This window comes from Sphingomonas caseinilytica, assembly GCF_023516455.1.
Classification (GTDB): domain Bacteria; phylum Pseudomonadota; class Alphaproteobacteria; order Sphingomonadales; family Sphingomonadaceae; genus Sphingomicrobium; species Sphingomicrobium caseinilyticum.
In genome coordinates, this window is record NZ_JAMGBA010000001.1 from 678048 (window position 1) to 693038 (window position 14991).

A 14991-nucleotide genomic window follows, 5' to 3' on the forward strand; every position below is an offset into this window, starting at 1 on the left:
GATGAACTGGGGGGCCATACCGACCCGGTTCGAAGGCTGGTCACGGGGCGCAGCGCTGGCGCTGGTGGCGGTAGTTGCCGCCCTTCTAGTTGCGGTAGCCTGGTCGCCTGAGGCAGGTCCGGCGCCCAAGCTTCGGGCCTCGAAGGCCCAGCCGAGCGACCTGCAGCTTTATCGGGACATAATCGACGGCGTTCGGTCCGGTGGCGATTATTATAAGGTAGCCGCGGAGGCCCAGCGCAAGAATCACTATCCGCTGAAGCCATTCTTCACCTTTCGACTTCCAACGCACGCGACCGTATACGCGATGTTCGGCCATCGGGTCATGATGGTGGCCCTCTGGCTGCTCTGCGGCGGGCTGATGGTCGCATGGTGGATGAGGCTGAGATCGGTCCTTCCGCTTCCCTTGCTGGGTGCCATCATGATCTTGATCGGAACTGGCCTCGGCGGAATGCTTCAGCCTCAGGCCGGTCTGTTCCACGAAAGCTGGGCCGCACTCCTGCTGGCCTTGATGGTGGCCATTCGACGACCGGAGAATCCATGGCCGGCCATCGTTGCAGGCGGGCTTGCGCTGATGATCCGCGAACTGGCCCTGCCGATGATCCTTGCCATGGGCGGCTTGGCGCTACTGGAAAGGCGCTGGCGGGAAGCGGCCGGCTGGGCGCTCGCTGTCGTCCTGTTCGGAATTTATATGACCCTGCATGCCCAATGGGTCAGCGAGGTTGTTCTTCCGGGGGATCCGCCTTCGCCCGGATGGTCGCGGGTGCTGGGCGCCGAGTTCGCATTCAAGAGCATCGCCAAGGTCACATATGGAATCCGCCTGCCTGATGCGATCGCCGCCGGGCTACTGCTTCTCTCGCTGTTCGGCTGGGCGTCGGTGAAAACGGGCTGGGCACTACGCGTTTCGATCCTGCTCGCCGGCTATACAGCAATGCTTGCACTCTTTGCCCGGCCCGACACCTTTTACTGGGGGCTGCTGCCGGCTCCACTTGCCTATGCCGGCCTGGCATTCCTCCCCAAGGCAACATCTGACCTTGCGAAAGCCGTAACCCGCACTCCATATCGGGCCGCATGAGCCGCATCCTGCTCATCGTTGGCGGAGGCATCGCCGCTTACAAGGCGGCCGAACTTGTTCGCCTGCTCCGCAAGGATGGACATTCGGTCACTCCCGTCCTGACCGAAGGCGGATCGCATTTCGTGACACCAATGAGCCTCGCGGCGCTGGCCGAAAGTCCGGTCTACACCTCGCTATGGGACCTCAAGGATGAAGCGGAGATGGGGCACATCCAGCTGTCCCGCGCCGCCGACATCGTTCTCGTCGCACCGGCTACGGCCGACCTCATCGCCCGAATGGCGAGGGGGATTGCCAATGACCTGGCGACGACCCTGCTACTCGCGACAGACAAGCCGGTCGTCATCGCCCCGGCGATGAATGTCCGCATGTGGCAGCACGCCGCGACGCAGCGCAACGTCGAGCAGCTGAAGGCCGATGGCATCACGGTGCTGGACCCTGACGAAGGGCCAATGGCTTGCGGTGAATATGGCCCGGGTCGACTTCCGGAACCGGCGGACATTCTCGCCCGGATCAAGCCCATGCTTGGACCAGCAGTCGCGGTCGAAGTCGGTCAAGCTGGCCCGCTTTCAGGCAAGCATATACTCATCACCGCTGGCCCCACCCATGAGCCGATCGACCCGGTCCGCGTGATCGCCAATCGATCGTCCGGCAAACAGGGCTTTGCGATCGCTGCTGCGGCCGCTCAGGCAGGCGCGCGGGTCACGCTGGTCGCCGGGCCGGTATCCCTTCCTACGCCCGGCGGCGTTGCCCGGGTCGACGTCGAGACCGCCCAGCAGATGGCTGACGCCGTCGAGGCCGCGCTGCCCGCCGATGTGGCGATCCTGGTTGCCGCCGTCGCGGATTGGCGCGTCGAAGCTGCAACCAAAAAGCTCAAGAAGGGCGATGGTCCGCCCGAACTCCGGTTCGCGCCCAATCCCGACATTCTGGCGACTTTGGGAACCCATCCCGATCGGCCCAGTCTGCTGATCGGCTTTGCCGCCGAGACCAACGACGTCGTCGCCAACGCCCGGTCCAAACTGTCGTCCAAGAAGGCGGACTGGATCGTCGCCAATGACGTCTCCGGCAACGTCATGGGCGGAAGCCACAACCGCATTCACCTTGTCACCAGCGACGGCGTCGAGGATTGGCCGGAAGCGGCCAAGGAAGATGTCGCACGCCATTTGATTGCCCGCATCGCACAGGAATTTTCATGACCATTCGTATCCGGTTGACGCGTCTTCCCCATGGCGAGGGTTTGCCCCTGCCCAGCTATGCCACCCATGGCGCGGCGGGAATGGATGTGGTCGCGGCGGAGGAGCTCGACCTTCTTCCCGGGCAGCGCCATGCGGTCGCGACGGGCTTCAAGGTCGCCATTCCGGAGGGTTATGAGATCCAGGTGCGGCCGCGCTCCGGCCTTGCCCTGAAGCACGGCATCACCGTCCCCAACACCCCCGGCACGATCGACAGCGATTATCGCGGCGAGCTCAAGGTCATCATGATCAACCATGGCGGCGAGCCGTTTCCGATCCGGCGCGGCGATCGCATCGCCCAGCTGGTTCCGGCCGCCGTGACGCTCGCCGAGTTCGACGAGGTCGAGGAGCTTTGCGAGACGGAGCGCGGCGCGGGCGGCTTCGGCTCGACCGGCGGCCATGGCTCTCTCTGACGAAGAACTCGACCGCTACGCGCGGCACATCGTCCTTCCGCAAGTCGGCGGCGCCGGCCAGCTAAGGTTGAAGGCTGCGCGTATCGCTATTGTAGGGGCCGGCGGCATCGGAGCAGGCGTCATCCCTGCCCTGACCGGCGCTGGTGTCGGCCATTTGACGATCATCGACGATGACCGCGTCGACCTGTCGAACCTGCAACGCCAACCCCTCTACGAGGCCGACCAGATCGGCGAGCGAAAGGTGGACCTCGCGGCCCGGTTCATCGGCAGCCGGAACCCGAATGTCGAATGCCGGACGGTTGCCGACCGGATCGAGATCGACAACGCCGACGCCATCCTGTCGGACCATGACCTGATCATCGACGGCACCGACAATTTCGCGACACGCCTCCTCGTGAGCGACTCAGCGGTCCGGCTAGGGATTCCGCTGATTTCCGCCGCCGCGCAGCAATTCCAGGGGCAAGTCGCACTGTTCCGCGGTAGGCCCTGCTATCGCTGCTTCGTGGGTGATGCATTCGACGCCGACGATTGCGATACTTGTGCGGAACTTGGCGTGCTGGGCGCGCTGACGGGGACGGTCGGAAGCTTCGCGGCGCTACTCGCAATCCGGGCAATCGTCGGCATCGCGCCCGATGTATCAGGCACGCTTCACCTACTCGATGGATCGAACCTCAACTGGCGGCAGGTACGGATCATTGCCGACCCCGCCTGCCGCGCGTGCGGATCTACTTCTTCGCCTTCTTCTTAGCCGGAGCCTTACGTCGCCCCTTGGTGGACGGACCCTTCGCAGCCTTCGCATCGATCAGCGTCACCGCTTCATCCAGCGTCACCGCCTTGGGATCGGCGGTCTTGGGCAATGTGGCGTGCGTCGTTCCGTCGCTGACGTAGGGACCGTATCGGCCTTCCATAACCTTGATGTCCTTGCCGCTTTCCGGATGCGCACCGAGGACCGCGATCGGTTCGCGTGAACCGCCGCGTTCACCCTTGGCGGCGGCAGCCTCGGCGAGCTTGACGACCGCTGCATTCATGCCGGTGTCGAACACCTCTGCGGTCGACGAGAGCCGGGCATATTTGCCATCATGCATCAGGTAAGGACCATAGCGGCCGATCGAGGCGACGATGGGATTTCCGGTCTCGGGGTGCGCGCCAATCTCTCGCGGCAGCGACAGCAGCTTCTCCGCCATTTCCAATGTCAGGCCGTCTTGCGGGACATCCTTCGGCAGCGATGCTCGAGCACCGTCGCGTTCCAGATAGGGACCAAATCGCCCGCTCTTCAGCTCGATGCCATTGCCGATCTCGGTCGGCCCCTCGCTCGCCGTTTCCTCGCCCTGCCCGAAGCGGCGCGTGTATTTGCACTCCGGATAGTTTGAGCAGGCAACGAACGCGCCGAATTTCCCGCCGCGAAGGCCAAGCTGACCCGTTCCGCAAAGCGGGCACAAACGAGGGTCCGAACCGTCCCCCTTGTCCGGGAACAGCCAGGGCGAAAGGAAGTCGTCGAGCGCCGCCGTCACGTCCGACGGCTTCTGCTCCATCACCTCGCCGGCCTTCGGCTTGAAGTCGCGCCAAAACTCTTCGAGCATCTTCTGCCAATTGAGCCGGCCGCCCGAAATATCGTCGAGCTCTTCTTCCAGTTCGGCGGTGTAGTCGAAGCTGACGTAACGTTCGAAGAAGCGCTCGAGGAACGCGGTTACAAGCCGCCCGCTCTCTTCCGGAGTGAAGCGGTTCTTTTCGAGCCGGACATACTCGCGATCCTTGAGCGTCTGCAGCGTCGCGGCGTAGGTCGACGGTCGGCCGATCCCAAGCTCCTCCAGCCGCTTGACGAGGCTCGCTTCCGAATAGCGCGGCGGCGGCTGGGTGAAGTGCTGCGTCGCCTCGACACCGGTCTTGGTCGGCGCATCACCCGACCGAAGGGCCGGCATCCGCGCACCATCTTCGTCGTCCGACTTTTCGTCCCGGCCTTCTTCGTAAAGAGCTAGGTAGCCCGGGAATATCGTAACCTGACCCGTCGCGCGCAGCGTCGCTCGGCCCGCGCCATCGGTCAGTTCGACGGTGGTGCGCTCAAGCCGCGCCGACGCCATCTGGCTGGCCAGCGCACGGTTGAAGATCAGCTGATAAAGCCGCGCATGATCGCCGCTCGCCGCACGATCCTTGGTGAAGTCGGTAGGCCGGATCGCCTCATGGGCTTCCTGCGCATTCTTGGCCTTGCTACTGTACTGGCGCGGCTTGTCGGGCAGGTAACCGGCGTCATAGCGGTCGGCGACCGCGCGGCGCGCGGCGCTGATCGCTTCTCCGGCCATCTGGACGCCGTCCGTACGCATGTAGGTGATGAGACCGTCCTCGTAGAGCGACTGAGCGAGCCGCATCGTGTGGCTGGCCGAATACCCCAGCTTGCGCGCAGCCTCCTGCTGCAAGGTCGATGTGGTGAACGGCGGCGGCGGGTTCTTCGACAGCGGCTTGGTTTCAACCGAAACGACCGTGAAGCGGCCATCCTCGACGACCCTCTTCGCGGCATCCGCCGAACCCTTGTCGCCAATCGACAGGCGATCGAGCTTGTTGCCGTCGAGCGATACGAGACGGGCGTTAAACGGAGTGCCGTCAGCTTCGAACGTGGCCGAGACCTGCCAATACTCCTGCGTCTTGAAGAGTTCGATCTCGCGTTCGCGATCGACGATCAGGCGAAGCGCGACCGACTGGACGCGACCTGCGGACTTTGCGCCCGGCAGCTTGCGCCACAGGATCGGCGAAAGGGTGAAGCCGACCAGATAATCCAGCGCGCGACGCGCCTTGTACGCGTCGATCAGATCTTCATCGAGCGCGCGAGGGCGAGCCATTGCCTCGGTCACCGCGCTCTTCGTAATGGCGTTGAAGGTGACGCGGTCGACCTTCGCCGGCAGGGCCTTGCGCTTCTTCAGCACCTCCTGGACGTGCCAGCTGATCGCCTCGCCTTCGCGGTCGGGGTCGGTCGCGAGGATCAGCGCGTCCGCGCCCTTGGCCGCTTCGGCGATGGCCTTGAGCTGCTTCGCCTTGTCTGGATAGGTGTCCCACTCCATTGCGAAGCCATCGTCCGGATCGACCGAGCCGTCCTTGGGCGGCAGATCGCGGACATGGCCGTAGCTGGCCAGAACCTTGTGGCCTGGCCCAAGATATTTTTCGATGGTCTTCGCCTTCGCGGGCGATTCAACGACAACAAGCTTCAACGCTGACCCCTTTACGTACGTACGCGCGATTGTCGGACGCCGGATTCCACCTCGTCAAGCACCTCGCCTTTTACAAACGTGCCTGCCATAGCCCGCGCATGGCGCGACATCCGATGCTCAACCAGGCCATTGCCTTGTCCAACGCCGGACGCAATGCCGAAGCGGTCCAATTGATCCGCCAGGTTGCTGCCACGGGCAATGCGGAAGCGCTCGGCGTCCTGGCGGAGATGACCTGGCGTGGCGGGTTGGTCGCGCAGGACCCCAAGCAGGCACGTCGATTTTTCGAACAGGGGGCGGCTCGCGGCCATGGCAAGTCCAACCTGGTCGTTACCAATTTGCTGGCGAGCGGTGTGGCCGGGAACAGGAATTGGCGTCAGTCCATGGAGCGGCTCCGAACGGAAGCTCGCCAGGTGCCGGCACGACGCAAGGCATTGAGCCTCATCGAGGCGATGGATCTGGACCCCGAAGGTGATCCGAACGCCGTTCCCGGAGGCAAAAAGCTGAGCGACGACCCGGAAGTAGTGCATTTCGAGCAACTGCTGACCCCAGCCGAATGCCGTTACCTGATGGAAGCAACCGGCGATCAGTTCGAACCGTCGATGGTTTATGATTCCAACCGCCAGCTGGTCCGCGACGAGATCCGGACGTCCGACGGATCGACGATCCACTGGCTGATCGAGGATCCCGCGGTTGTCGCCCTCAATCGCCGCATCGCAGCGGTCAGCGGAAGTCACTATGAAGGTGGCGAGGCGCTAGCCCTGCTCCGATACTCGCCCGGCCAGGAATATCGGCCTCACTTCGATTTTGTCGAAGGCGCGGAGAACCGGCGCATCCTGACCGCGCTCATTTACCTGAATGACGATTATGAGGGCGGCGAGACGGAGTTCGTCCGCACCGGTTTGAAGGTCAAAGGAAGGACCGGCGACGTCCTTCTGTTTCGCAACGATGGGGCCGGTACCGGCCCCAATCCGAACAGCGAGCATGCGGGCCTGCCGGTGACCAGGGGCGCCAAATATCTGGCGACGCGCTGGATCCGCGAAGGGCGCTGGATACCCTAGCGGAGGCTGACCTTGTTGCCGGCATGGCGATCCAGCCGGCCTGCCAGATCGAGCTCAAGCAGGGCCAACTGGACTGCTCCTGGGCTCGCGCCCGAAAGCCGAACGATCTCGTCCACCGGGGCCGGCGAAGGACCGAGCAATGCTTCGACCAGTGCGAGAACCTCGGGTTCGCCTTCGTTGCGTTCGGGCCCGGGACGAAATTCCGAAGCGTTGGGCGGGCTGGCTAGCTTGCCGTGGAGGTTGCCGATGCATTCGATGACGTCGGCGGCCGATTGGATCAATGTCGCTCCCTCTCGAATGAGCTGGTTGCATCCCTGGGCGCGGGGATCGATCGGCGATCCGGGGACGGCCATCACCTCCCGGCCCGCTTCTGCCGCCAGCCGGGCGGTGATCAGCGAACCGGACTGTGGAGCGGCTTCGATGACGACGGTTCCTACGGCGAGGCCGGCAATGATCCGGTTGCGGTAGGGAAAGTGACGCGCCCTCGGCTCCGTCCCGGGCGGCATCTCGGCCACCAGCAGCCCGCGCTCCGCAACGTCCTTCTGCCGAACCTCGTTTTCCGGCGGATAATAGACGTCCACGCCGCCGGCGATAACGGCAATCGTGCCGCTATCGATCGAACCGTCGAGCGCGGCGCTGTCGATGCCCCGGGCCAGCCCGGATACGACGGCGACCCCTTCCCGGCTCAAGTCATGCGCGAGGCCGCGTGCGAAGCGGCATGCCGCGGCGCTGGCGTTGCGAGCCCCGACGATGGCAACCATCGGCTGCTCCAGCAGCGCAAGCCTGCCGATGACGGTAAGCAGCGGCGGCGCGCTCTCCAACTCCGCGAGCGCTCGCGGATACAGGCCTTGTCCGAGGATCAGGTAACGGGCGCCGGCCTTCTCGACCGCCGCAAACTCGCGATCGGCTGCGCTTTTGGGGAATATCGCCGGAGCCTTGCCGCCGCCACGGCGGGCCAGGTCCGGGATGGCCGCCAAGGCCGCCTCGGCGCTGCCGAAGCGAAGCAGGAGCTGGCGGTAAGTTACTGGTCCTATTCCGGGAGTCCGGATCAACCGCACCCGGTCGATAATGTCAGGCGGGGCCTTCAACCTTCTTCTTGCCTACCTTGGGTTCTTCTCCCTTGAGTAGGCGACGGATGTTTTCCTGATGCTTCCAGATAATTAAGAGCGCGAAGCCCAGCAGCATCGGGACCAGCGCCATTTTACCAAGCACCGCGGCGGTGATCGGAGCACTAAGGGCTGCCGCCATGCCCGAAGCCGAGCTGATCCTTATAATCAAAAGCATGCCCAGCCAGACGACCGCATAGACAAGCGCGCCCTGCCAGAAGAGCGGGACGAGAATGCCGAGCATCGTGGCCACGCCCTTGCCGCCCTTGAAGCGGAGCCAGACAGGATAGAGGTGGCCGACGAGCGCGCCGGCCGCGGCAAAGTTGACGGCGTCAGGCCAGAAGCGCTGGGCGATCATGACCGCGACCGCACCCTTGAAGGCATCCAAGATCAAGGTCGCGGCGGCCAAGCCTTTCGCTCCCGTCCGCAGAACATTGGTTGCGCCGATGTTGCCCGATCCGATGTCGCGGATGTCGCCCTTTCCCGCCAGCCGCGTGAGCAGCAATCCGAAGGGGATGGAGCCCAGCAGATAGCCAACGGCCAGGGCAAGGACAGTCGCGCTGTTCATCGTCAGATGGGTAGCAGATCATTTGCCGCCCGCAACGTTGCGCGAGCCGGGCCTTCACCCTAGCTCAGCCGGACGATGGATCCTTCCGCTCCACTACTCTTCTTTGATTCGGGCGTCGGCGGCCTCAGCGTGCTTGGTCCGACCCGCGAGCTGCTGCCTAACGCCCCGATCGTCTATGCGGCCGACAGCGCCGGCTTCCCCTATGGCAAGCGGACCGAGGAGGAATTGGCGGTCAGGGTGCCTGAGCTACTCGCCCGCCTGGTTGCGCGATTTCGCCCGCGCCTGGCCGTGATCGCTTGCAATACCGCCTCGACGATTGCGCTCGACCACGCACGGGCAGCGCTCGAGATTCCGGTTGTCGGCACCGTGCCCGCCATCAAGCCGGCCGCCGAGCTTTCGAGGAGCAGGGTCATCGGCGTGCTCGGCACCGAAGCTACCGTTCGCCAACCCTATGTCGACGACCTCGCAGCGCGCTTCGCATCCGACTGCACGGTGATCCGTCACGGCAGCCCGGAACTGGTCGAACTGGCCGAAGCCAAGCTCGCCGGCGAACCCATTTCCATAGAGTCCATCCATGATGCGATCGCGCCGATGGTTCGGCAGCCCGACGGCGAAAAGATGGACGTGATGGTTCTGGCTTGCACCCATTTCCCTCTTCTGGCCGATGAAATCGCGACGGCTTTCCCAAGCATCGCGCAGGTCGACGGCGGAACCGGCATCGCGAGGCGCATCGCCTACTTGACCGGCGGACAGGAATGGCCGGCCCGGCCGACGGGAAAGGCAGTGTTTACGTCGCCGCCCGCAGACGCCCTGCGGGGGGCATTGTCCAGGTTCGGACTCGACGAGGTCCACCAGCTCTAACTTGCGAGTCGTTCGCAATGGCCTTTGTCTACAACTGCGGTTAATTGGCCGCCTTATACGGAGGGGTGGTTCCGGGAATTCCCCTAATCCGCAAGTGCGCCGCATCGGGTAAAGCTTGGCATGATGAACTACGACAGCATTTTTCAGGCGGCGATCGATCGGCTGCACGAGGAAGGCCGCTACCGAGTCTTTATCGACATCCTGCGCACCAAGGGCAGCTTCCCCAATGCCCGCTGCTTCCACGGCCACAATGGTCCGAAGCCGATCACCGTCTGGTGTTCCAACGACTATCTCGGCATGGGCCAGCACCCCGCGGTCGTCGCGGCGATGGAAGAAGCGCTTCACGATGTCGGCGCCGGTTCGGGCGGCACGCGCAACATCGGCGGCAACACCCACTACCATGTCGAACTGGAAGGCGAGCTCGCCGACCTCCACGGCAAGGAAGCCGCGCTTCTGTTTACGTCGGGCTATGTATCCAACGAGGCAGCATTGTCGACGCTCGGCAAGCTGCTGCCCGGCTGCATCATCTTTTCGGACGAGCTGAACCACGCCTCGATGATCGCGGGCATCCGCAATTCGGGCTGCGAAAAGCGGGTCTTCCGGCACAATGATCTCGAACATCTCGAGCAATTGCTGCTCGAAGCTCCGGCGGAAACGCCGAAGCTGATTGCGTTCGAGAGCGTCTATTCGATGGACGGCGATGTCGCGCCGATCGGTGCGATCTGCGATCTTGCCGACAAATATGGCGCGATCACCTATCTCGACGAAGTCCACGCGGTCGGCATGTACGGCGAGCGCGGCGGCGGCATCTCCGAGCGTGACGCGGTCGCGCACCGGGTAACGATCATCGAAGGGACGCTGGGCAAGGCGTTCGGCGTCATGGGCGGATATATTGCGGCAGACCGCAACATCATCGATTGCATCCGCAGCTACGCCCCGGGGTTCATCTTTACGACCTCGCTGTCGCCGGTGCTGGTCGCGGGTGCACTGGCGTCCGTAAAGCACCTCAAGCAATCGAGCGAAGAGCGCGCGGCTCAGCAAGCGGGCGCCGCGGCGCTCAAGGCCAAGTTCGGCGAGGCTGGCCTCCCCGTCATGGAGAGCGTCACGCACATCGTGCCGTTGCTGGTCGGCTGCCCGGTCAAGGCGAAGCGCATCAGCGACATCTTGCTCGCCGAGTATGGGCTTTACGTCCAGCCGATCAATTTCCCGACGGTACCCCGCGGTACGGAGCGCCTGCGCTTCACCCCTGGGCCGACCCACAGCGAGGCCATGATGGACGAGCTCACGACCGCGCTGGTCGAAATCTGGGGCCGCCTCGAACTGGAATTCCGCAAGGCCGCTTAATCGGTCCGATGGACTGGCGAATCTTGGGCCTTTGGCCTAGGTGCATGCCATGCGCATCGCCCTTGCCGCCGACCATGCCGGTTACCTCTTGAAAGACGAACTCAGCCAATGGCTGACTGAAGCAGGTCACGACGTCCTCGATCTGGGTACGAATGGTCCCGAAAGCGTGGATTATCCGGAGTTCGGCGCCAAGCTGGCGGATGCCGTTTCCAGCGGCGAAGCCGAACGCGGCGTTGTCGTCTGCGGCTCCGGCATCGGCATCTCCATCGCGGTCAATCGCAACCCGGCGTGCCGCTGCGCGCGGGTCGACGATCCGCTGTCCGCGGGCCTCGCCCGGGAACATAATGACGCCAATGTGCTTGCGCTTGGCGCAAGGCTGATCGGCCCCGACATGGCCAAGGCCTGCGTGCACGCCTTTCTTGGCACCGAATTCGCCGGCGGGCGCCACCAGCGCCGCGTCGACCAACTCTCACAACTCCTGCAGGAAAGCGACTGATGGCCACCGCGCCCGAAGCTGACACCCGTAATTTGGCCGACGTCCAGCCACTCGGCTTCTTCACCCGGCAGCTCGGCGACGCCGACCCGGCCGTGGCTGATGCGATCAAGGCCGAGCTCCGCCGCGAGCAGGAGCAGATCGAGCTGATTGCTTCGGAGAATATCGTCAGCAAGGCGGTGCTGGAAGCGCAGGGCTCGGTCCTCACCAACAAATATGCGGAAGGCTATCCCGGCCGTCGCTACTACCAGGGCTGCGGCCCGTCGGACTCGGTCGAGACGCTGGCCATTGAGCGGGCCAAGCAGCTGTTCGGCTGCGGATTCGCCAACGTCCAGCCGCACTCGGGCGCCCAAGCAAACGGCGCGGTGATGATGGCGCTGTTGAAGCCCGGCGATACGATCATGGGCATGAGCCTGGCGGCCGGCGGCCACCTGACCCATGGAGCCCCGCCCGCGCAGTCGGGCAAATGGTTCAACGCCGTCCAGTACGGCGTCCGTCCTGACGATCACCTGGTCGATTTCGACGAAGTCGAGAAGCTGGCCAGGGAGCATCAGCCGAAGATGATCATCGCCGGCGGTTCGGCCTACCCGCGGCACCTCGATTTCGCGCGATTCCGTGCGATTGCCGATGAGGTCGGGGCCTTTCTGTTCGTCGACATGGCCCATTTCGCCGGCCTGGTCGCGGCGGGCGAGCATCCGACCCCGTTCGGTCATGCGCACGTCGTGACCACGACTACCCACAAGACCCTGCGCGGCCCGCGCGGCGGCATGGTGCTGACCGATGACGAGGCGATCGCCAAGAAGATCAATTCGGCGGTGTTCCCCGGCCTTCAGGGCGGCCCGCTGATGCATGTCATTGCCGCCAAGGCGGTGGCCTTCGGCGAGGCGCTGGAGCCGGGCTTCAAGACCTACGCCAAGGCGGTCATCAAGAACGCGCAGACCCTCGCCAATCGCCTGAAGGAGCGCGGCGCCGACCTGGTTGCCGGTGGTACCGACACGCACCTCGCGCTGGTCGATTTGCGGCCGCTGGGCGTCACCGGTGCCGACGCAGACCAGAGCCTCGAGCATGCCGGCATCACCTGCAACAAGAATGGCGTTCCGTTCGACCCGCTTCCGCCGGTCAAGACCAGCGGCATCCGCGTCGGTTCGCCCGCCGGTACGACCCGCGGCTTCGGCGAAGCGGAATTCCGCGACATCGCCGACATGGTCGCCGATGTGCTGGACGGGCTGCAGGCCAATGGCGTCAACGGCAACGGAGCGGTCGAGAAGTCCGTTAACGAACGCGTTCGTGCGCTGTGCGCACGTTTCCCGATCTACGAGGGCTGACGTTTGCGCTGTCCGTTTTGCGCCCATGAAGACAGCCAGGTGAAGGACAGCCGCCCGTCCGAAGACGGCGCGGCGATCCGGCGGCGGCGTCAGTGCGAGGGCTGCGGTGCCCGCTTCACGACGTTCGAGCGCGTGCACATCCGCGACCTCACGGTGGTCAAGAAGGACGGCAAGCGCGAACCATTCGACCGGGCCAAGCTGGAGCGTGCGATCAGCCATAGCTGCCGGAAGCGCGACATCGACCCGGCCAAGGTCGACCAGCTGATCAGCGGCGTCCAGCGCCAGATGGAAACGATGGGCGACGAGGTCTCGTCGGTGAAGATCGGCGAGGCGGTGATGGCCGGTTTGAAGGCGCTCGACCATGTCGCCTACATCCGCTTTGCCAGCATCTACAAGGACTTCAGCGAGCCGGGCGACTTCGCCGAGATCGCCGAGCGGGTGGAGAAGGAAGCGATCCCGCCGGGTCACACCAAATTGCTATGAAAGCGGGCCGTGCAAAGGTCCTTCGAGACGCCGGTTCGGCAGGCTCACCGGCTCCTCAGGAGGAACGGAAGGCTTGGGATTTCCCAACTTACGTTCGTCCTGAGGAGGGATTGAGCAAGCGAAGCGCGTCGAAGGCCCGTCTCGAAGGACTGGCATGAGCTTTTTCGCCTACATGCTTCGTTGTTCCGACGGCAGCTATTACGTCGGACACAGTGAGGAATTGGAAGCCCGTTTCGCGGCTCACCAGTCCGGCCAAGTTCCTGGCTACACACAAAACCGCCGTCCAGTTCAGCTAGTATGGGCTCAGGAGTTTACTTCACGCGAAGAAGCGTTGGCCGCCGAGCGACAGGTAAAGGGATGGAGCCGGGCCAAGAAGGAAGCCCTCATTCAAGGTGATTGGAAGGCAATCAGTGCGTTGGCGAGCCGTGCCAAGATCCTTCGAGACGCCGCTTCGGCAGGCTCACCGGCTCCTCAGGACGAACGGGTGGTGGACGGCAACCTCAACGCACCCATCATCGTTCTCGTCCGCCCCCAGCTCGGCCAGAATATTGGCAAGGCCGCACGCGCGATGCTCAATTTCGGCATTACCGAGTTGCGGCTGGTGAGCCCACGCGATGGGTGGCCCAATCCGGACGCAGGACCGGCGGCCAGCGGCGCGGACGCGGTACTCGAAGGCGCGGAGGTATTCGAGACGACGGCAGAGGCAATCGCCGATTGCTCGCTGGTATTCGCCTCGACGGTCCGGCGCCGCGACCTGGTCGTCCCGGTAGTCGGGCCTGATGAGATGGCTCGCGAGATCCACGACACGGGCGGCCGCACCGCGATCCTGTTCGGCCCTGAACGATCCGGCCTTGAGACCGAGGATGTGGCTGTCGCGAACCGCATCGTCACTGTTCCGATCAACCCGGAGTTCGGCAGCCTGAACCTGGCGCAGGCGGTGATCCTACTTGCCTATGAATGGTCGAAGGGCACCAGCCTCGTGCAACCTACCGCGCGGGAGACCGAGCCAGCAGCGCCGATGAGCAACCTCGAAGGCCTAATTGGACAGCTTGAAGAGGAACTGGAAACGGTCGGCTATTTCTTTCCGCCGGATCGGATCCAGGCGACCAAGACGACGCTTCGAACCATCCTTACCAAGCCGCAATGGTCGAGCCGGGAGATCTCCGCACTTCGGGGTGTGATCCGGGCACTGGTCACCCACCGTTCATCGAAATCGGGCTAGCGGCTAGCCAAGTTCGCCAGTAGGCGACCGCAACTTAAATCAACTAACTGGACGGGCTTTCCATGATTCCTGCACTGTTTGCGTTGCTGCTTGTTGCCGACAATTCGGCCTCGACGGAAGTTACCCAGCCGGCGGAAACCGCCGCGACGGCCGAGAAGGAAAAGAAGATCTGCAAGGTCGATCCCAACTATACGGGTTCGCGGATGCGCAAGAAGCTTTGCCTGACCGAAGCCGAATGGGATTTGAAGTCGCAGGGCAAGAGCGCCGCTGACCTTAAGACGATCGGCGCGCGCTAGTAATTTCCCCCGCCGTTTGTCGAAAAATCAAGGCAAACTCCTTTTCATTCCGTCTTTCGGACGGCTAGGGGCGCAAGCTCATAATCTATGTTAGGGGAATCCAATGATCGCCGCGTTGCTTAGCGTCTTGCTGATCACGTCCGAAAGTGCCGCAGGTACGGCCGTCACGCCGCCAGCGCCGCCCGCCAACGAGGTGGTTGAGGCCGAGAAGAAGATCTGCAAGCGCCAGCCTGTTACGGGCCAAATTCAGGGCACGAAGCGCGTCTGCATGACTGCCGAGCAGTGGAAGCGGGTCCAGGAAGCAACGCAGCGCCGCCGTTGATC

16 protein-coding genes are annotated in these 14991 nt (G+C 63.9%); 13 read left to right on the top strand and 3 right to left on the bottom strand.

Annotated elements, in window-relative coordinates:
- Window position 1 precedes the first annotated feature (1 nt).
- The 4 genes from LZ496_RS03405 to LZ496_RS03420 are packed head-to-tail and all read left to right on the top strand — an operon-like array spanning window position 2 to window position 3462.
- A complete protein-coding gene (locus LZ496_RS03405) occupies window positions 2-1072 on the top strand; it encodes a hypothetical protein (protein WP_249903179.1) in 1071 nt (356 codons plus the stop codon).
- The gene (coaBC, locus tag LZ496_RS03410) at window positions 1069-2265 is read left to right on the top strand and encodes a bifunctional phosphopantothenoylcysteine decarboxylase/phosphopantothenate--cysteine ligase CoaBC (RefSeq protein WP_249903180.1); all 1197 of its coding nucleotides are present in this window, start codon (window positions 1069-1071) and stop codon (window positions 2263-2265) included. Before LZ496_RS03405 ends, coaBC begins: the two co-directional genes overlap by 4 nt.
- Window positions 2262-2714, top strand: coding sequence for a dUTP diphosphatase (gene dut, locus LZ496_RS03415; protein ID WP_249903181.1), 453 nt, complete (start codon window positions 2262-2264; stop codon window positions 2712-2714). The genes coaBC and dut overlap by 4 nt, the downstream gene beginning before the upstream one ends.
- Window positions 2701-3462, top strand: coding sequence for a HesA/MoeB/ThiF family protein (locus LZ496_RS03420; protein WP_249903182.1), 762 nt, complete (start codon window positions 2701-2703; stop codon window positions 3460-3462). Before dut ends, LZ496_RS03420 begins: the two co-directional genes overlap by 14 nt.
- Here the strand turns inward: LZ496_RS03420 and topA are convergent.
- The gene (gene topA, locus LZ496_RS03425; RefSeq protein WP_249903183.1) at window positions 3440-5911 is read right to left on the bottom strand and encodes a type I DNA topoisomerase; all 2472 of its coding nucleotides are present in this window, start codon (window positions 5909-5911) and stop codon (window positions 3440-3442) included. The two genes, LZ496_RS03420 and topA, sit on opposite strands and share 23 nt — an antisense overlap.
- A 98-nt stretch (window positions 5912-6009) precedes the next feature.
- On the opposite strand from topA, the gene LZ496_RS03430 reads away from it, so the two are divergent.
- On the top strand, window positions 6010-6969 hold the full coding sequence (locus LZ496_RS03430; RefSeq protein ID WP_249903184.1) for a 2OG-Fe(II) oxygenase: 960 nt from the start codon (window positions 6010-6012) through the stop codon (window positions 6967-6969).
- On the opposite strand, the gene dprA is transcribed toward LZ496_RS03430, so the two are convergent.
- A complete protein-coding gene (dprA, locus tag LZ496_RS03435; RefSeq protein ID WP_249903185.1) occupies window positions 6966-8057 on the bottom strand; it encodes a DNA-processing protein DprA in 1092 nt (363 codons plus the stop codon). The two genes, LZ496_RS03430 and dprA, sit on opposite strands and share 4 nt — an antisense overlap.
- A complete protein-coding gene (plsY, locus tag LZ496_RS03440; protein WP_249903186.1) occupies window positions 8041-8643 on the bottom strand; it encodes a glycerol-3-phosphate 1-O-acyltransferase PlsY in 603 nt (200 codons plus the stop codon). The genes dprA and plsY overlap by 17 nt, the downstream gene beginning before the upstream one ends.
- A gap of 75 nt (window positions 8644-8718) precedes the next feature.
- Here plsY and murI point away from each other — a divergent pair, with 75 nt between their 5' ends.
- From murI to LZ496_RS03480, 8 genes are all read left to right on the top strand, one after another.
- On the top strand, window positions 8719-9504 hold the full coding sequence (murI, locus tag LZ496_RS03445; protein WP_249903187.1) for a glutamate racemase: 786 nt from the start codon (window positions 8719-8721) through the stop codon (window positions 9502-9504).
- 123 nt (window positions 9505-9627) lie between these two features.
- Entirely contained in the window at window positions 9628-10848 is a 1221-nt protein-coding gene (gene hemA, locus LZ496_RS03450) for a 5-aminolevulinate synthase (RefSeq protein WP_249903188.1), read from the top strand.
- 49 nt (window positions 10849-10897) lie between these two features.
- Window positions 10898-11344, top strand: a complete 447-nt coding sequence (gene rpiB, locus LZ496_RS03455) for a ribose 5-phosphate isomerase B (RefSeq protein ID WP_249903189.1) — start codon at window positions 10898-10900, stop codon at window positions 11342-11344.
- Window positions 11344-12666: a serine hydroxymethyltransferase gene (glyA, locus tag LZ496_RS03460; RefSeq protein WP_249903190.1), complete on the top strand. Its 1323-nt coding sequence runs from the start codon at window positions 11344-11346 to the stop codon at window positions 12664-12666. The genes rpiB and glyA overlap by 1 nt, the downstream gene beginning before the upstream one ends.
- A 3-nt stretch (window positions 12667-12669) precedes the next feature.
- Window positions 12670-13149 (top strand): transcriptional regulator NrdR, encoded by a 480-nt coding sequence (gene nrdR, locus LZ496_RS03465; RefSeq protein WP_249903191.1) that lies wholly within the window; start codon window positions 12670-12672, stop codon window positions 13147-13149.
- 154 nt (window positions 13150-13303) lie between these two features.
- Window positions 13304-14371, top strand: coding sequence for a TrmH family RNA methyltransferase (locus tag LZ496_RS03470; RefSeq protein WP_249903192.1), 1068 nt, complete (start codon window positions 13304-13306; stop codon window positions 14369-14371).
- A gap of 62 nt (window positions 14372-14433) precedes the next feature.
- A complete protein-coding gene (locus tag LZ496_RS03475) occupies window positions 14434-14667 on the top strand; it encodes a hypothetical protein (RefSeq protein WP_249903193.1) in 234 nt (77 codons plus the stop codon).
- A gap of 103 nt (window positions 14668-14770) precedes the next feature.
- A complete protein-coding gene (locus tag LZ496_RS03480) occupies window positions 14771-14989 on the top strand; it encodes a hypothetical protein (protein WP_249903194.1) in 219 nt (72 codons plus the stop codon).
- Window positions 14990-14991 lie beyond the last annotated feature (2 nt).